This window comes from Frankia sp. CgKIO3, assembly GCF_977946435.1.
Genome location: NZ_CDWTMO010000089.1, coordinates 1 through 16,877, shown reverse-complemented (window position 1 = coordinate 16,877; position 16,877 = coordinate 1). Strand labels below are relative to the sequence as shown.

Genomic DNA, 16,877 nt, shown 5'->3' with positions numbered 1-16,877 from the left:
CGGCGTCGATCCGACCCGACCACCTTGATCAGAAACCAGGCCGGTCAACGCATCGAAACCCCATGTGCGGAAGACAGAACGAGGCCGAGCAGGTTGCTCATCCGCCACGTCGTCGTGATGTGCCGGTCGAGGCTGTGGCTCTTGTACTGGGTCAGGACGCGATGCGCAGGTAGTCCGCGTTCACCAGGTTGGACAGCACGAAGTCAATCAGGCGGTACAGCCCACCGAAGGGGACGGCGGGCTTCGCCCGGTCCGCGGTCAGCGGCGCCAGCCGCCGTCCGGCACCCCCGGCCAGCACCAGACCGAGGACCAGCGGGCTCGGCACAGACAGGCTCCCGTCTTCCGGCTCGATCTCCGAACGACCGGCGGGGCCGGACACCACGTCACGATGCGGGAAGCCCCGCCGAAATGGGCCGATGACGACGCCGATCGCCTGGTTCCGACCCTACAAGCCTGGCGGGCGGACACGGGCGGAGTGAGCGGTGGTTGCTGGGTAGCCAGCCGTATGTTGCGTGAACCCCACCGGTTGTTCATCCGGTGGGTCGAGGGCGGACGGCAGCCCGAGGGCGGGCGGCCCGGCAGCCGGCGGCCCCGGCAGCCGGCGGCCGGCGGCCGTCAGACGTTGAAGCCGAGCGCGCGCAGCTGCTCGCGACCGTCGTCGGTGATCTTGTCCGGTCCCCACGGCGGCATCCAGACCCAGTTGATGGTCACATCCGCGGCCAGCCCGTCCGGGCCATCGACCAGGGCGAAGCGGGTCTGGTCCTCGATGACGTCGGTGAGCGGGCAGGCCGCCGAGGTCAGCGTCATGTCGAGGGTGACGGTGTTGTCGTCGGCGACGTGGATGCCGTAGACGAGGCCGAGGTCGACGACGTTGATGCCGAGCTCGGGGTCGACGACGTCGCGCATCGCCTCCTCGATGTCCTCGAAGCTGGCGAGCTCCGGCGGGGCGCCCGGTCCCGTCGGGTCCGGGTCCAGCAGCGGCTTCGGGACCCCGGCGGGCTGGTCCGCCGCCTCGGCGGTTTCTCCCGTCTCGGTCGAGCGCGTCTCGGTCACCGTCTCGCTCATGGCTTCTCCTGCTCGGGTACGTCGAGGGGGGCGACGCGGGGGAACGCGACAGAGGTGGATGCGGCGGCACCGGCACCGGCGACGCTCGGATCCATCGCCTTGGCGGTCGCGTCCTTCCAGGCCATCCAGGACAGCAGGGCACATTTCACCCGGGCGGGGTACTTGGAGACGCCGGCGAACGCCACGGCGTCCTCCAGCACGTCCTCGTCACCCTCGACGGTGCCCCGCGACTGCATCAGCGCCAGGAACTCGCGTTCGAGCTTCAGCGCCGCGTCGACCGGCTTGCCGATCACGAGATCACTCATGACGCTCGCCGACGCCTGACTGATCGAACAGCCCTCGCTCTCGTAGGAGACATCCTCGACGACCCCGTCCGAGACCTTCACCCGCAGGGTCACCTCGTCGCCGCAGGTCGGGTTGACGTGGTGCACCTCGGCGTCGAAGGGATCCCGCAGCCCCCGGTGGAGCGGGTTGCGGTAGTGGTCCAGGATGATCTCCTGGTACATGGAGTCGAGTTTCACCTCAGAAAGAACCTCCGGACCCCGTGCAGTCCTTCCACCAGGGCATCGACCTCACCGGTCGTCGTGTAAAGGTGGAACGACGCGCGGGTCGTCGCAGGTACCCCGAACCGCAGGCAGACCGGCCGGGCGCAGTGGTGCCCGACCCGCACGGCGATGCCGCGCTCGTCGAGGATCTGTCCGACGTCGTGGGGATGGATCGGCCGGCCGTCGTCCTCGTGCAGCACGAAGGAGATCGCCCCGCCGCGGGCGTCCGCCGTCGGCGGACCGATGATCCGCAACCCCGGCACCTCGGCGAAGGCGTCCAGCGCGTAGGCCGTCACCGCGTGCTCGTGCTCGGCGACGGCCGGCATGCCGAGCGCGGTCAGGTAGTCGACGGCCGCGCCGAGCCCGACCACCTGGGCGATCATCGGGGTGCCGGCCTCGAACCGGTGCGGCGGCGCCGCGTAGGTCGAGCCCTCCATGGTGACAAGTTCGATCATCTCGCCGCCGCCGAGGAAGGGCGGCATGACCTCGAGCAGCTCGTAGCGCCCCCAGAGCACCCCGACCCCGGTGGGCGCGCACATCTTGTGCCCGGTGAAGGCCAGGAAGTCCACCCCGAGATCGGTGACGTCGACCGGGTTGTGCGGCACCGACTGGGAGCCGTCCAGCACGGTCAGCGCGCCGACCTCGCGGGCCCGCGCCACCACCTGCGCGACCGGGTTGATCGTGCCGAGAATGTTCGACTGGTGGACGAAGGCGACGACCTTCGCCCGCTCGGTGATGATCGAATCGAGGTTGCTCAGGTCAAGCCGGCCGTCGTCGGTCAGCCCGATCCAGCGCAGCGTCGCCCCGGTGCGCCGGGCCAGCATCTGCCACGGCACGAGGTTGGAGTGATGCTCCATCTCGGTGACGACGATCTCATCACCCGGGCCGACCCGGAACCGCTCCGCCTCGGCGCCGGCGGCCCCGGCGTTGCTCATCGCGTAGGCGACGAGGTTCAGCGCCTCCGAGGAGTTCTTGGTGAACACCACCTCCCGGCGGTCGCCCGCCCCGATGAAGGCGGCGACCTTGTCCCGGGAGGCCTCGTACAGCCCGGTGGCCTCCTCGGCCAGCACGTGGAGGCCGCGGTGCACGTTGGCGTTGTGCAGCTCGTAGTAGGTCCGCTCGGCGTCGAGCACCGCCAACGGCTTCTGCGAGGTGGCGGCGCTGTCGAGGTAGACCAGCGGCCGGTCGTCGTGCACCGTGCGGGCCAGGGCGGGGAAGTCCCGGCGGACCTGCTCGACGTCGAACCCGCCAACGAGCCGGGGTCCGGGCCCCAGGCGCACGGCCGCGTCGGTCAGCGTCATGACACCGCTCCCGCGCCGGTCGGCGTGGCCGCGCCGCCACCCTTGGCGTAGCGGTCGTAGCCGGACTCCTCCAGCACGGCGGCCAGTTCCGGGCCGCCCTCGTCGACGATCCGCCCCGCCGCCATGACGTGGACGAACTCGGGACGGATGTAGCGCAGGATTCGGGTGTAGTGGGTGATGAGCAGGATGCCCGTCTCCCCCTGGGCCCGCACCGACTCGATGCCTCCGGAGACGATGCGCAGCGCGTCGACGTCGAGGCCGGAGTCGGTCTCGTCCAGCACGGCGATCCTCGGCTTGAGCAACGCCATCTGCAGGATCTCGTGACGCTTCTTCTCGCCGCCGGAGAAGCCCTCGTTGACGTTGCGCTCGGCGAACGCCGGGTCCATCTCGAGCGCAGCCATGGAGGTCTTGACCTCCTTGACCCAGGTCCGCAGCTTCGGCGCCTCGCCGCGCACGGCCGTGACCGAGGAGCGCAGGAAGTTCGACACCGAGACCCCGGGGATCTCCACCGGGTACTGCATCGCCAGGAAGATCCCGGCCCGGGCCCGGGCGTCGACGCTCATCGCGAGGACGTCCTCGCCGTCGAGCGTGATGCTGCCCTCGGTGACCGTGTACTTGGGATGGCCCGCGATCGCATAGGACAGCGTCGACTTGCCCGACCCGTTCGGCCCCATGATCGCGTGCGTCTCGCCCTTGCGGACGGTCAGATCCACCCCGCGCAGGATCTCGCGCGTGCCCTCGCCGTCCGTCTCCACCGAGACATGCAGATTGCGGATCTCCAGTGTGGACACCGCTGCCGTCACCCTCGTTCCGGGTTCGAATGTGTAACGTTTGGATGGGTAACGTCGACGAGCACGTCGTCGCCGTCGACGGTCACTGCGTACGTGGGCACCGGCTCAATCGCCGGCAGGCTCAGCGGGACGCCGCTGGCCAGGTCGAACTGGGACCCGTGCAGCCAGCACTCGATCTTGCCGTCCTCGGCTTCGCCCTGGGAGAGCATCACGTCGGCGTGCGAGCACTCGTCGCGCACGGCGTAGACCGCCCCGCCCGACCGCACCACGCACACCGGCACACCCTCGATCTCGGTGCCGATCGCGCTGCCCTCGGCGAGGTCCGCGGCGGCACACACCCGGTGCCACCGCGGGGCGACCGAGGAGCCGCCCGCGGCAGAACCGCCGGTCGCGGTCGTCATCCGCCCACCTCCGCCGACAGCTCGCCGGCGACCTTGGTCATGATGCGCTCCCGCAGCTCCGGCACGTCGATCCGGTCGATGATCTCGGCGAAGAAGCCGTGCACCACGAGCCGGCGGGCCTCCTCGGGCGAGATCCCCCGCGACTGCAGGTAGAACAGCGCCTCGTCATCGAACCGGCCGGTGGCGCTGGCGTGACCGGCACCGGCGACCTCACCGGTGAGGATCTCCAGGTTCGGGACCGAGTCGGCCCGCGCGCCGTCGGTGAGCACGAGATTGCGGTTGAGCTCGTAGGTGTCCGTGCCCACGGCGTCGGCGCCGATGAGGACGTCGCCGATCCACACCGCGCGGGCGGCGTCCCCGCGCAGCGCGCCCTTGTAGGTGACCCGGCTGCGGCAGGAACGCGGCTCGTGCGTGACGAGCAGCCGGTGCTCCTGGTGCTGGCCGGCGTCGGTGAAGAACACGCCGTAGAGCTCGGCGTCGCCGCCGGGCCCGCGGTAGTCCACGGTCGGGTTGAGGCGCACCAGGTCACCGCCGAGGGTGATGGTGAACGAGCGCAGCCGGGCGTCGCGCCCCAGCGAGTAGGCGTGCGCGCCGAGGTGCACGGCGTCGTCGTCCCAGTCCTGCAGGATGATGAAGGTGAGCGAGGCGCCGTGCCCCACGTACACCTCGACGTTGCCGGCGTAGGTGGCGCTGCCGGTATGGTCGAGCACCACGGTGGCCGACGCGAACGGGCCCACCTCGACGAGGACGTGACCGTAGGCCACCCCGCCCGGGGAGCCGCGCCGCCCGCCGTCGCCGCTCGTCGCGACGAACCCGGCCGGGGACCTAGGGCTCTCACCGTGCAGGTGCACGACCACCGGCTCGGTGAGCGCGGCCTCGGCCGGGACGGTGACGGCGAGCGCGCCCGCCGACCGGGTCAGGGCGAAGGCAGCCACCCGGTCGGCCGGGGTCAGCACCCGGCCGATCCGGGCGTCGCCGACGGCGAGCTGCTCCACCTCGACCCCCGCGGGCGCCGTGACCGACACGGAGACCTTGCCGTCGGCCTCGGGGCCGGTCGGCAGTCCGCGCAGCCGGCGCAGCGGGGTGAACCGCCACGCCTCCTCGCGTCCGGTGGGCACAGCGTGGTCGAGCGGGTTACGGGACCGTACGGGACGGGGTACGGCACCGGAGGCGGCCGGGGGCCGACCGGTGGCGTCGATGACGACCATCAGCCGACCGCACCTTCCATCTGCAGCTCGATGAGGCGGTTGAGCTCGAGGGCATACTCCATGGGCAACTCCCGGGCGATCGGCTCGACGAAGCCGCGCACGACCATCGCCATCGCCTCTTCCTCGGACAGGCCCCGGCTCATCAGGTAGAACAGCTGGTCCTCGCCGACCTTGGAGACGCTCGCCTCGTGCCCGATGGAGGCGTCGTCCTCTCGCACGTCGACGTAGGGGTAGGTGTCCGAGCGGCTCACCGTGTCGACGAGCAACGCGTCGCACTTGACCGTCGACCGGGAGGCCGACGAGCCCTCGTTGATCTGGACGAGCCCGCGGTAGGACGTCCGCCCGCCGCCGCGGGCCACCGACTTGGAGACGATCGTCGAGGAGGTGCGGGGCGCGGCGTGCACCATCTTCGCGCCCGCGTCCTGGTGCTGACCGGCACCGGCGAAGGCGATGGAGAGCACCTCGCCCTTGGCGTGCTCGCCAAGCAGCCACACGGCCGGGTACTTCATCGTCACCTTGGAACCGATGTTGCCATCGATCCACTCCATGGTGCCGCCCTCGTGGCAGGCGGCGCGCTTGGTGACCAGGTTGTAGACGTTGTTCGACCAGTTCTGGATGGTCGTGTACCGGCAGCGCGCGTTCTTCTTCACGACGATCTCGACGACCGCCGAGTGCAACGAGTCCGACGAGTAGACCGGCGCCGTGCAGCCCTCGACGTAGTGCACGTAGGCGCCCTCGTCGACGATGATCAGCGTCCGCTCGAACTGGCCCATGTTCTCGGTGTTGATCCGGAAGTAGGCCTGCAGCGGGATCTCGACCTGCACGCCCGGCGGCACGTAGATGAAGGATCCGCCCGACCACACCGCCGTGTTCAGCGCGGCGAACTTGTTGTCCCCGACCGGGATCACCGAGCCGAAGTACTCCTGGAACAGCTCCGGGTGCTCACGCAGCCCGGAGTCGGTGTCCAGGAAGATGACACCCTGCTCCTCGAGGTCCTCCCGGATCTTGTGGTAAACGACCTCGGACTCGTACTGTGCGGCGACCCCGGCGATGAGGCGCTGCTTCTCCGCCTCGGGGATGCCGAGGCGGTCGTAGGTCGCCCGGATGTCCTCGGGCAGGTCCTCCCACTCCTCGGCCTGCTTCTCGGTGGAGCGGACGAAGTACTTGATGTTGTCGAAGTCGATGCCCGACAGGTCGGCACCCCAGGTCGGCATGGGCTTGCGCTCGAACAGCCGCAGCCCCTTGAGGCGCAGGTCGGTCATCCACGACGGCTCGGACTTCTTGGCCGAGATGCCGCGGACAACCGCCTCGGACAGGCCGCGTTCCACGTCGGCGGCGTAGGCGTCGGTGTCAGCCCATCCGAACCGATAGGAACCAAGGCCTTCCAGGGCGGTCTCGGCAGAGGTGGTCATAGGGCGGAACCCTCCGAAGACGAGAATGGTGGACAGGCCAGGGACGCGGGCCGGGCCGGGCCGGATCCGGCCACGGCGGAATCGGGCAGCACCCGAGCGGAGCCGTCCTTCCCGGGCCCGGTCTGGTCGGGCCCGGTCCGGTCGGACCGAGCACGCGAAGCCGTGCCGGGCGCCGTGCCCGCGGCGGGGTGGCTCACGGCGGGGTGGTTCGCGGGGATCTGACCCGCGGGGATGTGAGTCGTGCAGACGCCGTCGCCGTGCGCGATCGTCGCCAGGCGCTGCACGTGGGTGTCGAGCACGCGGGCCAGCACCGCGGTCTCGGCGTCGCACAACGCCGGGAAACGCTCCGCGACGAACTGGACCGGGCAGTGGTGCTGGCAGATCTGCAGACCGGTGGGCAGCGCGGAGACGCTCGCGGTGTACCCGGCGGCGGTCATCGCCTCGGCGAGCACCGCCGGACGATCCGCCGGCTCCGCCGCCACGACCGCCTCGCGCACCCGCCGCTCCAGGTCGACGGCGCGGGTGTCGGCGAACTGAGTGACCGCGCTCGCGCCACCCACCTCGGCCAGGAAGCGCAGCGCACCGGCCGCGAGATCGGAGTAGGCGCTGGGACCGGCATGATGGCCGGCCTCGGTGAGCGCGTAACGCCGGGCCGGGCGTCCCCGGCCACGCGGCCCCCGGGACCGGCTCTCCGTGGGCGTGATGATGCCATCCGCGACCATGGCATCGAGATGCCTGCGGATAGCCGCCGGGGAGACCCCGAGCTGACGGGACAGCTCGGCCGCCGTGGCCGAGCCGCCCTCCAGGAGCAGACGCACGACCCGGTCGCGGGTACGGCCGTCCGCCGTCCCGCTCGCCCCGTCGTGGTCGTATTTCACAACACCAGTGTGCCCTATTTCCCGGACGCGGTCGAACCGGGGTCGCCGGAACGACAGCCCAACGAGGCAATCTTCGTCACAGCAATGACGCAGATCACACTCGCCGGACGTGATCACACAACGGATACCCACGGGCCGTACCCGACCGGCGACCACGGGCGGCGGAATGCCAGACTTGCGCCCACTGCCGTACCTGCGCGCCCACCCGGGCGCGCACCCCGGGTCGGCACCCCGGGTCGGCACCCCGGGTCGGCACACCAGCGGGCCGGCGGTCGCGGCACGCGGCCGCGCCCGGCCACCACCGACCCGGAGACGATCTCAGGCGGGAGGCGACGGGCGGATGCGGTCACAACTGTGGCGCGGCGGAGTCCGGCGGGCGCTGCTCTCCCTCGGGCTGACTCTCCTGCTCGCGGCCTCGGCGGCCTGTAGCGGCGACGGGGAGAAAGAGCAACGGGTTGGAGAAGCTGCCGGCCGGCGAGGTCGGCACGCGCACCCTGCAGGCGTTGCGCGCCGCGACCGGCGTCCACGTCGTCGGCACCGAGGCCGACCCGCGCTCGGACGCCCCCGCCCGTTACGACCTGGTGATGTCCGGCACGGTCACCCGTGGCACCATCGACGAGTACGGTCAGCGGACCCAGATCATCAAGATCAAAGACGACACCTACATCCACCGCGGCCGCGCCTACTACGAGGGGATCGGTGACGCCGCGGCCGGAAGCCTCCTCGCCGACCGCTGGGTCCGCCTGGCCCCCGCCGACGCCGCGAAGTACAGCTACTTCACCCTCGACCGGCTCGCCGCGTCACTGACCAGCTGCGTCGTCGACCTGTCCAACCTCGGCTGAGCCGCCGTTCCCGGCACGCCGGGCCCGCCTCACCTCTCCCCTATCTATCTATCTATCCTTCCTTCCCCGCATCCTTCTCCTCACCGTGCACCGCTCCCCTACCATGCGTCCCTTGCCATGCGTCCCTTGCCATGCGTCAGCGGCCCGTGGGCGGGAGGAACGAGATGAGCGTGCCGGCACGCGGATCCCTGGTGGCGGCGGTCGACCAGGGGACCACCGGGACCACGGTCTGCCTGCTCAACCGGGACGGGGTGGTCGTCGGCCGCGGCTACACCGGGATCCGGCCCCGGTTCCCCCGGCCGGGCTGGGTCGAGCAGGATCCGGACGAGCTCTGGCGCAGCGTCGTCGACACCGTCGCCGCGGCGCTGGCCGGCTGCGGTCGCCGGGCCGGGGAGCTCGCCGCCCTCGGCATCACCAACCAGCGCGAGACCACCGTGCTGTGGGACCGGCGGACCTCCGCCCCGGTCCACCCGGCCATCGGGTGGCAGGACCGGCGGACGGCCGCGGTCTGCGAACGCCTCACCGCCGAGGGGCACGCGGGTGCGGTGGGGGAACGCACCGGGCTGGTGCTCGACCCCTACTTCTCCGGTACCAAGATCGGCTGGATCCTAGACGACGACCCCGGGCTGCGCCGGCGCGCCGGCCGGGGGGAGATCGCCTTCGGCACCGTCGATTCCTGGCTGGTCTGGAAGCTGACCGCCGGGACCGCGCACGTCACCGACGTCACGAACGCCTCCCGCACCCTGCTGCTCGACCTCGCCGCCGCGAGCTGGTCCCCGGAGATGCTCGATCTGCTGGGCGTTCCCGCCGAGGTGCTGCCCGCTGTCGCGCCGAGCTCGCGGGTCTACGCCGAGACCGATCCGGACGCCTTCCTCGGCGTGCGGATCCCGGTGGCGGCCGTGATCGGCGACCAGCAGGCCGCTCTGTTCGCCCAGGGCTGCTTCGAACCCGGCCAGGCCAAGAACACCTACGGCACCGGTTCCTTCGTGCTGGTGAACACCGGCTCGGCCCTGCCGGCGCCGCAGTCGACGCTGCTGCGGACCGCGGCGTTCCAGCTCGACGGCGAACCGGTGCGGTACGCGCTGGAGGGGGCGGTCCTGTCCACCGGTGCCGCCGTCGACTGGCTGCGGGACTCCCTGGGGATCATCCGGGATGCCGCCGAGACCGCCGACCTGGCCGCCTCCCTGACCGGCAACGACGGCGTCTACTTCGTCCCGGCGCTCGCCGGCCTCGGCGCCCCTCACTGGGATCCCTGCGCCCGCGGCGCACTGCTCGGGATCACCCGGGGGACCACCCGGGCGCACGTCGTCCGCGCGGTGCTCGAGGGCATCGCCTACCGCACCCGGGACGTCGTCGAGGCGATGGGTGCCGCGGGCTTCCCGGTACGCGAGCTGCGGGCCGACGGCGGGGCCGCCCGCAACCACTGGCTCATGCAGTTCCAGGCCGACCTGCTCGGCGTCGAGCTCGACGTCCCGGACAACATCGAGACGACCGCGCTCGGTTCGGCCTACCTCGCGGGGCTCGCGACCGGGTTCTTCGCCGACCGCGAGGAGCTCGCCGGGCATCGGCGGAGCGCCGAGCGGTATCGGCCGAGGCTGTCCCGGGCCGAGCGGGACCGGTCCTACCGGCGATGGCTGCGCGCCGTGGACCGGGCCCGGGACTGGGCCAAGGACGCCGACGACGCCGACTGGGACTGACCGGGCCGACGGGACTGACCGGGCCGACGGGACTGACCGGCCGACCGGGCTGACGGGGCTGGCGCGGCCGGAAAAACACTGTCGCGATTCCCGGATTGCGCCCCGCGACCGCGGGACCACGCCAGGGCCACGTTCCCTCGCGGCTTCTTGGTCGAACCGGCTGCCAGACGGACCGAGGCCTGACAATCTGTCACAGGGGGCGGTTGGCGTCTCCTGTCGACCTTGACCCGGACGGAGACCGTGACCGAGGCGGACTACGCCCTGGAGCTCGGCCGCCGGCTTCGCGCGGCGCGCAACCGGCGTGGCTTGTCGCTGCTGGACGTCCAGGAGTGCACGCATGGCCGGTGGACTGCCGGGACCCTGGGCGCCTACGAGCGAGGCTCTCGGACCCTGCGCGTGCATCGACTGGTCGAGCTCGCCGAGCTGTACGACGTTCCCGCGACGCTGCTGGTACCGCCGGCCGCCGATCGCCGCGAGACCGACCATCTGCCGCCGCTGGTCATCGACCTGCGCCGGCTGCGCAAGCTGCCCCCGACCCGCACCGGACCGCTGCGGCGCTGGATCGCCATCGTGCAGGTCCTGCGGTCGGACAGTTCACGCGACGTCCTGCGGCTGCGTCGCTCCGACCTGCAGTCGTTGTCCCGGCTCTACAGCACCACGCCGGCGATGCTGTACGAGCGGCTGGGCGCCTGGGGGGCGTTGGTGGAGCCGGGCGAGCCGGTGGCGGTCGGCGGGCGCCGCCGGGCACTGCCCGTCCGCCCGCCGCAGCAACGGGGCTAGCAACGGGGCTGGGTCGCGGCCGCCCGGTGGTGCCCGTTCCACCCGGCCGAAGCCTCGTGCCGGGGGCGGACCGGCCCTCCGCCCGACCCGCGATGTCCGTAGGATCGCAAGGTGGCCGAGATCCTGGCAGTCAGTGTCACGGACCTCGTGAAGACGTATTCCTCGCGGTCCGCTTCCCCGCGTTCCGGTCGTCGTCCTCACAAGTCCGGGCGGCGGACCCACACCGGTCGGGCCGGGCGCGGTCCCGCGGCGTTCTCCACGTCCCCTACGCCCCCCGTGCGCCAGGCGCCCCCAGCGCCGGCGGTGCCGCCGGCGCCTTCCGGCGACGCCGCTCGACCGCCGACGACGCCCGATGGTCGGATACGCGCCGTGGACGGCCTGTCGCTGACCATCCCGACCGGCACAGTCACGGCGCTGCTCGGGCCGAACGGCGCCGGCAAGACGACCACCGTGGAGATCTGCGAGGGATTCCGCCGCGCCGACGCGGGCGAGGTGCGGGTCCTCGGGCTCGACCCCTGGGCGGACGCCGTTGCCCTGCGCCCCCGGGTCGGGGTGATGCTGCAGTCCGGGGGGATGTATCCCGGCGCCCGCGCCGGCGAGATGCTGCGCCTCGTCGCCTCGCACTACCGCCACCCGCTGGATCCCGCGGCGCTGTTGGAGCGGCTCGGGCTGACCGGGTCCGCCGGTACCCCGTTCCGCCGGCTCTCCGGCGGCCAGCAGCAGCGGCTGTCGCTGGCGATGGCCGTGGTCGGCCGCCCGGAGCTGGTCTTCCTCGACGAGCCGACGGCCGGGTTGGACGTCCAGGGCCGGCGGGACACCTGGGAGCTCGTCGAGGAGCTGCGCACGGCCGGGGTCACCGTCGTGCTGACCACCCACGCCATGGACGAGGCCGAACGGCTCGCCGATCAGGTGATCATCGTCGACCACGGCAGGGTGGTGGCGGTCGGCTCCCCCACGGAGCTCACCCGGGGCGGCGCCGAGGGGCAGCTGCGCTTCCGGGCCCCCGCCGGGCTGGATCTCGGCCGGCTGCTGCTCGCGCTGCCCGACGGCACCACCGCGCAGGAGGGCCCGGCTGGGCACTACCTGTTGCAGGGCACGGTGGACCCGCAACTGCTCGCTGCGGTGACCGCCTGGTGCGCGGGTAACGGCATCCTGGCAGAGGATCTCCGGGTCGAACAACGCACGCTGGAGGACGTCTTCGTGGAACTGACCGGATCGGAGCTGCGCTCATGACCGGCGTCCCGCTGCTCGATCTGCGCCCGGCTCCGGCGCCCGCGTCGCGGGCCCGGATGCTGGCGGCACAGACCAGACTCGAGCTGGTACTCACCCTACGGCGCGGCGAGTCCGTCCTGCTCACCCTGATCATCCCGGTCGGTCTGCTGGCCTTCTTCATCGCCGTCGACGTGCTGCCGAGCTCCACCGAGCGGCCGGTGGACTTCCTCGTCCCCGGGGTGCTCGCGCTGGCCGTGATGTCGACCGCCTTCACCGGGCAGGCGATCGCGACGGGCTTCGAACGCTCCTACGGCGTACTCAAACGCCTCGGGGCGACCCCGCTGCCCCGCGCGGTCCTACTCGCCGGCAAGACGTTGGCGGTGCTCGCCGTCGAGGTCATCCAGCTGGTGCTCCTGGTGGCGGTCGGGTTCGCGCTGGGCTGGGACCCGACCGGCGGGCCGGTCGGGGTTCCGGCGGTGCTGGCGCTGCTCGTCCTGGGCACGGCCGCGTTCTCGGGGCTCGGCCTGCTGATGGCCGGAGCCCTGCGGGCCGAGGCGACGCTCGCCGCCGCCAACGGCGTCTACCTGGTGCTGCTGCTGATCGGCGGGGTGGTGTTCCCGCTGTCGAAGCTTCCCGGCTGGCTGCGGGCGGTCGCCGAGGTGCTGCCGACCGCGGCGCTGTCGGACGGGCTGCGGGCCGTCCTCGCCGAGGGCGACGGTCCGGGGGCGCGTACCCTGATCGTGCTCGCGGCCTGGGCGGTGGCGAGTCTGGCGCTCGCCGCCCGCACCTTCCGCTGGGAGTAGAGCCGACACCGGGACCGTCCGGTCACCGGGCACCATCCGGCCGGCAGGCAGGCAGGCACCATCCGACCAGCGGAGAAGGATCCGAGCGGCCCGCGCCGGACAGGGCGTTACCATGGCAGTCGTGCCAGCTTCTACAGAGCGTCGGAGTTTGCCGCTGATCAGCCTTCGCGCCTTCCGGCTCCTCACCACGCTCAACGTGGTCCTGCTGTCACTGATCGTGGTGAGTGGCGGCGTGGTCCGCCTGACCGGCTCCGGTCTCGGCTGCCCGACCTGGCCGCAGTGCGGGGACGGCTCGTTCGTGCCGCACTCGGAATACGCCCCGCACGGAGCGATCGAGTTCGGCAACCGGGTCGTCGGCCTGGTGGTCGGCCTCGTGGCGCTGATCACCCCGCTGGTCGCGCTCCGCCTGCGCGGCGGACGGCGGCGCGATCTTCGGCTGCTGTCCTTCGGCCTCTGGGTGGGTTTCCTCGGACAGGCCGTGCTCGGCGGGATCACCGTCCTGACGAAGCTGCACCCGGCGACCGTCGCCGCCCATTTCCTGCTCTCCATGGTCCTGCTGTGGAACGCGGTCCTGCTGGACCACCGGGCCCGCCAGGACGCGGGTGCGGCGACCACCCCGGGGGTCGGTCCCGCGCTGCGGTGGCTGGCGCGCCTGCTGGTGGTCGTCTCGGCGGGGGTGCTCGTCCTCGGCACGGTCGTGACCGGCGCCGGGCCGCACAGCGGTGACAGCGATCATCCGGCCCGCTTCGGGTTCGACCTCGTCAACGTCTCCCAGCTGCACGCCGACGGCGCGATGCTGCTGGTCGGGCTCGTCGCGGCCATGGCGTTCGCGGTGCGGGTCGCCGAGGCTCCCGACGAGGCCAGGAGGACCTCCCTCGCCCTGGTCGGAACCGTCCTCGCGCAGGCCGCGATCGGATTCACCCAGTACTTCCTCGGCGTTCCCGCCCTCCTCGTCGCCCTGCACATGACCGGGGCGACCGTGATGTGGGTCGCCGCGCTGCGGCTCTGGCTCGCCCTGAGCTCCCGGCACCCCCGGCCGGCACCGGGCGCGGCGCCCACGCTCGCGGCGGCCGGCGCCGAGGTCCCCGCGCCCGCCGGGCCGGTCGGGACCACCGCCCCCACCAGCGCCGGCGTCGGCTCCTAGCGGAAGTTTCGCCCCTAGTTTGATCTTGTCTGGATTATTCGCAGCTCATGACCGATGTCGATCTTCCGGAACTGTATGACCTAAGTCCGGGGCGCCCACCTCGCGAGGCCGAAGATCTCGGCGAGTCGGTCCTGGGTGGGAGTGGTCTCGGTGAGCATACGGCGCGCCTTCGGACGGCCCCCGGTCGAGGGGTAGATCATCGCCGTCTCCTCGATCCCGGCGAGCAGGTCGAGCAGGACGCGCACCGAGTGTTCCTGCCCGGCCCGCGCGGCGTGACGGCGCATCAGGTGCGCGACCTGCAACGCGAGCACGCAGGTAAACATGTGGACACGGATCGTGTGATCCGTGTCCAGTGGTGCATCGGGCTGAACGAGACGACATGCGGATCCTTCATCTGGCGGAACGCGAACTCGGCGTCCGACTGCGACCGATAGGCCGCGACCACGTCGCTGACCGGCCAGGCGTCACGATCGGTGACCAGGACCCGCTTCCCGAAGATCTCCTCCTCGAGGGCGGCCCGGGCCTGCGGGTCAACCGTCCAGGTCAGCCGGTGCGCGGCCGGGGTGTCCCCGGTCAGCTTCGTGGTCACGACGCGTCGCACCCACGGGTCCGCGCAGATCGTGTCGATCTCGGCCTGGACCTTCTCCCGGGGCCGGCGGGTCTTCCCCCGGGCCGGCACGCGCGGATGGGTGAACCGGCCGCCAGTTACCGACATACTGACAGTGGTACGCTACTGAGCGTTTATATCGATGCGATCAGTGGTGCCGGCGACACGTCCGTGCCGGCCGCCAGCATTCGCGCGTGGGAGCAGCTCACCTCGGTCGGGTTCAGCGTGACTCTGGTGCCCGGCGGCCACGACATCGCCGTCAGCTCTGGCGACGCGCTGGTGGCCGAGGTCGCCGCCGCCTGTCGACGAGCGCTCCGGGAGAAGGCGTGACAGCTGCAGGCTCGACACGGTGGCCATGAGATCGTCGCCGCCCGGGGTGAGTCAGGAGGCCGCCTTCCCGATGCGGGAGATCGCCGCGGGGTTTCGCGCGACGATTCCCCTGGCGATGGGCGTGGCGGCGTATGGCCTCGCGATGGGCGTGGTCGCCCCGACCCGGGACATCACGCTGGTGCAGTTGCTGATCATGGACGCGGTCGTCCTCGCGGGATCCGCGCAGATCGTCGTCGTTGGGTTGTGGGGAATACCTGTACCGCTGGCGGCGATCCTGGCGAGCACCTTGATCATCAATCTGCGCTACATCCTGCTGTGCGCGTCGCTGCGCGAAGTGTTCGTCGGGCGGCCACTGTGGCAGAAGCTGCTGGGGATCCACCTCGTCGCGGACGAGAACTGGGCCGTCACGCTGGCCGAGGGGCCGCCGGCGGGGGCGGGCGGCGCCGCCGGGTTTCCTGCTGGGCGGCGGCCTGGCGATCCTGGTGTTCTGGCTGGTCGGTAGCGGCGCCGGGTACCTGCTCGGCGGGCGGATTCCGGCACCGGAGCGCTTCGGCCTCGACTTCGCGTTCACCACGGCCTTCATCGCGTTGACGCGCGGCTTCTGGCGGGGGCGCGCGGATGTCGTGCCGTGGCTTGCGGCCGGGGTGGCCGCGGTCGTGAGCTGGCGGCTGCTCGGCGGCACCTGGTACATCAGGATCGGCGCCCTTGTCGGCGCGGCCGCCGCCGCCCGGCGCGGCCCCGAACCGGACCCGCAGGTGGTATCAGAGGGGGACGCGCCCGGTGAGTCACCCGGGACGGCGCCCGGCGTGGCGGCACCTGTGCAGGCAATCGGCCCGAAGGCAGTCGGTCCACGGGCAGTTGGTCCGCTGGCGGTCAACTCGCATGGCAATCGGCCCGGAGGAAACGAATGTGGAGCGCTGAGGCCGTCCTCGCCGTCGCCGGCATGGCGATGATCACCTACTCGCTTCGAGTCGGCGGCCTGCTGGCGGCCGACTGGCTGCCGAGCGAGGGCCCGTGGGCTCGCGCGATCGGGGCGCTGCCCGGGACGGTCCTGGTGGCCGTGGTGGTGCCGGCGGTGATCGCGGAGGGCTGGGCGGGCGCGGCCACCGCCGGCGTCGCGTACCGCACCCGTAATTTGTTGGCGTCGATGGTCGTCGGTGTCGCGCTGATTGTTCTGGGTCGACGGCTGGGTCTGGCATGATGGTTGGTCGGGAAACGGGTGGGAGCAGCGGACATCTGCGTACCGATCTTCTGCTGGCGCCGGCGTTGGCGCTGGCCCGTCCCGACCTGCTCGCCGCGCCGACCGCCGCGCTACTCGACACCTGGTCGCAGGCCGGGCGAGGGGACGAGATCGAGGTCGCCGAGATCGATCCCGAGCTGTCCGACACCGCGGCCTTCTGCGTGCACTATGGGGTGGACCCGGCCGAGACGGCGAACTGCGTGGTCGTCGCGGGCCGGCGGGGCGGTGTCACCATGCTCGCGGCCTGCGTTGTGTTCGCCGTCTCCCGGGCTGACGTCAACGGCCTGGTCCGGCGGCATCTGGACGCCCGCAAGGTCTCGTTCGTGCCGATGGACACGGCCGTCACCGAAACCGGCATGGAGTATGGGGGCATCACCCCGGTCGGGCTTCCCGCGGAATGGCCGATCCTGATCGACCGGGCAGTGGCCGAGCACCCGCGCGTCGTGGTCGGCTCCGGGGTGCGCATCTCCAAGCTGTGGCTGCCCGGCAGGGTCCTGGCCGCGCTGCCCGGAGCCCGGGTGCTCGACGGCCTCGGAACGTAGCCGCCCGCACGCCTGCGGCCCGCCGGAAAAACAGTGCCCCGTCCTGATCCCGGTGTCACCGGGCGGGACGGGGCGGGTT

General features: G+C 71.8%; 21 protein-coding genes and 1 pseudogene. 11 read left to right on the top strand and 11 right to left on the bottom strand.

The window, feature by feature from the left end; genetic code table 11:
• Window positions 1-83: 83 nt before the first annotated feature.
• From AC08OJ_RS11845 to AC08OJ_RS11805, 9 genes and pseudogenes are all read right to left on the bottom strand, one after another.
• Window positions 84-325: pseudogene (locus AC08OJ_RS11845) on the bottom strand (sugar phosphate nucleotidyltransferase); the annotation flags it as partial.
• Between the two features lie 290 nt (window positions 326-615).
• Window positions 616-1,065 carry a metal-sulfur cluster assembly factor gene (locus tag AC08OJ_RS11840; RefSeq protein WP_476592855.1) on the bottom strand — a complete coding sequence of 150 codons (450 nt, stop codon included), beginning with the start codon at window positions 1,063-1,065 and terminating at the stop codon, window positions 616-618.
• Complete coding sequence (gene sufU / locus AC08OJ_RS11835; RefSeq protein WP_462186244.1) at window positions 1,062-1,586, bottom strand: Fe-S cluster assembly sulfur transfer protein SufU; 525 nt, start codon at window positions 1,584-1,586, stop codon at window positions 1,062-1,064. Before sufU ends, AC08OJ_RS11840 begins: the two co-directional genes overlap by 4 nt.
• On the bottom strand, window positions 1,583-2,911 hold the full coding sequence (locus AC08OJ_RS11830; RefSeq protein ID WP_462186243.1) for a cysteine desulfurase: 1,329 nt from the start codon (window positions 2,909-2,911) through the stop codon (window positions 1,583-1,585). The genes sufU and AC08OJ_RS11830 overlap by 4 nt, the downstream gene beginning before the upstream one ends.
• Window positions 2,908-3,702 carry a Fe-S cluster assembly ATPase SufC gene (gene sufC / locus AC08OJ_RS11825; RefSeq protein WP_476595742.1) on the bottom strand — a complete coding sequence of 265 codons (795 nt, stop codon included), beginning with the start codon at window positions 3,700-3,702 and terminating at the stop codon, window positions 2,908-2,910. Before sufC ends, AC08OJ_RS11830 begins: the two co-directional genes overlap by 4 nt.
• Window positions 3,703-3,710: 8 nt before the next feature.
• On the bottom strand, window positions 3,711-4,103 hold the full coding sequence (locus AC08OJ_RS11820; protein WP_462186241.1) for a non-heme iron oxygenase ferredoxin subunit: 393 nt from the start codon (window positions 4,101-4,103) through the stop codon (window positions 3,711-3,713).
• Window positions 4,100-5,311 (bottom strand): Fe-S cluster assembly protein SufD, encoded by a 1,212-nt coding sequence (gene sufD / locus AC08OJ_RS11815; RefSeq protein ID WP_476595741.1) that lies wholly within the window; start codon window positions 5,309-5,311, stop codon window positions 4,100-4,102. The genes AC08OJ_RS11820 and sufD overlap by 4 nt, the downstream gene beginning before the upstream one ends.
• Window positions 5,311-6,723: a Fe-S cluster assembly protein SufB gene (gene sufB, locus AC08OJ_RS11810; protein WP_462186239.1), complete on the bottom strand. Its 1,413-nt coding sequence runs from the start codon at window positions 6,721-6,723 to the stop codon at window positions 5,311-5,313. Before sufB ends, sufD begins: the two co-directional genes overlap by 1 nt.
• Complete coding sequence (locus AC08OJ_RS11805) at window positions 6,720-7,601, bottom strand: helix-turn-helix transcriptional regulator (protein WP_476592852.1); 882 nt, start codon at window positions 7,599-7,601, stop codon at window positions 6,720-6,722. The genes sufB and AC08OJ_RS11805 overlap by 4 nt, the downstream gene beginning before the upstream one ends.
• A 455-nt stretch (window positions 7,602-8,056) precedes the next feature.
• Between AC08OJ_RS11805 and AC08OJ_RS11800 the strand changes: the two genes are divergently transcribed.
• From AC08OJ_RS11800 to AC08OJ_RS11775, 6 genes are all read left to right on the top strand, one after another.
• Window positions 8,057-8,443 carry a hypothetical protein gene (locus AC08OJ_RS11800; protein ID WP_476592851.1) on the top strand — a complete coding sequence of 129 codons (387 nt, stop codon included), beginning with the start codon at window positions 8,057-8,059 and terminating at the stop codon, window positions 8,441-8,443.
• Between the two features lie 164 nt (window positions 8,444-8,607).
• Window positions 8,608-10,140, top strand: coding sequence for a glycerol kinase GlpK (gene glpK / locus AC08OJ_RS11795; protein ID WP_476595740.1), 1,533 nt, complete (start codon window positions 8,608-8,610; stop codon window positions 10,138-10,140).
• A gap of 240 nt (window positions 10,141-10,380) precedes the next feature.
• Window positions 10,381-10,920 (top strand): helix-turn-helix domain-containing protein, encoded by a 540-nt coding sequence (locus AC08OJ_RS11790; RefSeq protein ID WP_476592856.1) that lies wholly within the window; start codon window positions 10,381-10,383, stop codon window positions 10,918-10,920.
• 111 nt (window positions 10,921-11,031) lie between these two features.
• The gene (locus tag AC08OJ_RS11785; RefSeq protein ID WP_476595739.1) at window positions 11,032-12,153 is read left to right on the top strand and encodes an ABC transporter ATP-binding protein; all 1,122 of its coding nucleotides are present in this window, start codon (window positions 11,032-11,034) and stop codon (window positions 12,151-12,153) included.
• Window positions 12,150-12,935: an ABC transporter permease gene (locus tag AC08OJ_RS11780; protein WP_462186234.1), complete on the top strand. Its 786-nt coding sequence runs from the start codon at window positions 12,150-12,152 to the stop codon at window positions 12,933-12,935. The genes AC08OJ_RS11785 and AC08OJ_RS11780 overlap by 4 nt, the downstream gene beginning before the upstream one ends.
• A gap of 112 nt (window positions 12,936-13,047) precedes the next feature.
• Window positions 13,048-14,079: a COX15/CtaA family protein gene (locus AC08OJ_RS11775; RefSeq protein ID WP_476592847.1), complete on the top strand. Its 1,032-nt coding sequence runs from the start codon at window positions 13,048-13,050 to the stop codon at window positions 14,077-14,079.
• Window positions 14,080-14,159: 80 nt separating this feature from the next.
• Here the strand turns inward: AC08OJ_RS11775 and AC08OJ_RS11770 are convergent, their stop codons facing one another.
• Both AC08OJ_RS11770 and AC08OJ_RS11765 read right to left on the bottom strand, forming a co-directional pair.
• Entirely contained in the window at window positions 14,160-14,390 is a 231-nt protein-coding gene (locus AC08OJ_RS11770; RefSeq protein ID WP_476595738.1) for a hypothetical protein, read from the bottom strand.
• Window positions 14,363-14,794 (bottom strand): hypothetical protein, encoded by a 432-nt coding sequence (locus AC08OJ_RS11765; protein WP_476595737.1) that lies wholly within the window; start codon window positions 14,792-14,794, stop codon window positions 14,363-14,365. Before AC08OJ_RS11765 ends, AC08OJ_RS11770 begins: the two co-directional genes overlap by 28 nt.
• A 63-nt stretch (window positions 14,795-14,857) precedes the next feature.
• On the opposite strand from AC08OJ_RS11765, the gene AC08OJ_RS11760 reads away from it, so the two are divergent.
• The 5 genes from AC08OJ_RS11760 to AC08OJ_RS11740 are packed head-to-tail and all read left to right on the top strand — an operon-like array spanning window position 14,858 to window position 16,798.
• Window positions 14,858-15,016 (top strand): hypothetical protein, encoded by a 159-nt coding sequence (locus AC08OJ_RS11760; RefSeq protein ID WP_462189186.1) that lies wholly within the window; start codon window positions 14,858-14,860, stop codon window positions 15,014-15,016.
• Between the two features lie 25 nt (window positions 15,017-15,041).
• Window positions 15,042-15,518 (top strand): AzlC family ABC transporter permease, encoded by a 477-nt coding sequence (locus AC08OJ_RS11755; protein WP_476595743.1) that lies wholly within the window; start codon window positions 15,042-15,044, stop codon window positions 15,516-15,518.
• Complete coding sequence (locus tag AC08OJ_RS11750; protein WP_476595736.1) at window positions 15,499-15,969, top strand: hypothetical protein; 471 nt, start codon at window positions 15,499-15,501, stop codon at window positions 15,967-15,969. The genes AC08OJ_RS11755 and AC08OJ_RS11750 overlap by 20 nt, the downstream gene beginning before the upstream one ends.
• The gene (locus AC08OJ_RS11745; RefSeq protein WP_476592843.1) at window positions 15,924-16,217 is read left to right on the top strand and encodes an AzlD domain-containing protein; all 294 of its coding nucleotides are present in this window, start codon (window positions 15,924-15,926) and stop codon (window positions 16,215-16,217) included. The genes AC08OJ_RS11750 and AC08OJ_RS11745 overlap by 46 nt, the downstream gene beginning before the upstream one ends.
• Entirely contained in the window at window positions 16,214-16,798 is a 585-nt protein-coding gene (locus AC08OJ_RS11740; protein WP_476595735.1) for a YbaK/EbsC family protein, read from the top strand. The genes AC08OJ_RS11745 and AC08OJ_RS11740 overlap by 4 nt, the downstream gene beginning before the upstream one ends.
• Window positions 16,799-16,877: the final 79 nt, after the last annotated feature.

What these genes read in the sequence shown, in the direction of transcription:
- AC08OJ_RS11840 (WP_476592855.1), bottom strand. Translation starts at nt 1,065, where the DNA reads ATGAGCGAGACGGTGACCGAGACGCGCTCGACCGAGACGGGAGAAACC.
- AC08OJ_RS11830 (WP_462186243.1), bottom strand. Translation starts at nt 2,911, where the DNA reads ATGACGCTGACCGACGCGGCCGTGCGCCTGGGGCCCGGACCCCGGCTC.
- AC08OJ_RS11820 (WP_462186241.1), bottom strand. Translation starts at nt 4,103, where the DNA reads ATGACGACCGCGACCGGCGGTTCTGCCGCGGGCGGCTCCTCGGTCGCC.
- sufD (WP_476595741.1), bottom strand. Translation starts at nt 5,311, where the DNA reads ATGGTCGTCATCGACGCCACCGGTCGGCCCCCGGCCGCCTCCGGTGCC.
- sufB (WP_462186239.1), bottom strand. Translation starts at nt 6,723, where the DNA reads ATGACCACCTCTGCCGAGACCGCCCTGGAAGGCCTTGGTTCCTATCGG.
- glpK (WP_476595740.1), top strand. Translation starts at nt 8,608, where the DNA reads ATGAGCGTGCCGGCACGCGGATCCCTGGTGGCGGCGGTCGACCAGGGG.
- AC08OJ_RS11780 (WP_462186234.1), top strand. Translation starts at nt 12,150, where the DNA reads ATGACCGGCGTCCCGCTGCTCGATCTGCGCCCGGCTCCGGCGCCCGCG.
- AC08OJ_RS11775 (WP_476592847.1), top strand. Translation starts at nt 13,048, where the DNA reads ATGGCAGTCGTGCCAGCTTCTACAGAGCGTCGGAGTTTGCCGCTGATC.
- AC08OJ_RS11765 (WP_476595737.1), bottom strand. Translation starts at nt 14,794, where the DNA reads ATGTCGGTAACTGGCGGCCGGTTCACCCATCCGCGCGTGCCGGCCCGG.
- AC08OJ_RS11755 (WP_476595743.1), top strand. Translation starts at nt 15,042, where the DNA reads ATGAGATCGTCGCCGCCCGGGGTGAGTCAGGAGGCCGCCTTCCCGATG.
- AC08OJ_RS11745 (WP_476592843.1), top strand. Translation starts at nt 15,924, where the DNA reads ATGTGGAGCGCTGAGGCCGTCCTCGCCGTCGCCGGCATGGCGATGATC.
- AC08OJ_RS11740 (WP_476595735.1), top strand. Translation starts at nt 16,214, where the DNA reads ATGATGGTTGGTCGGGAAACGGGTGGGAGCAGCGGACATCTGCGTACC.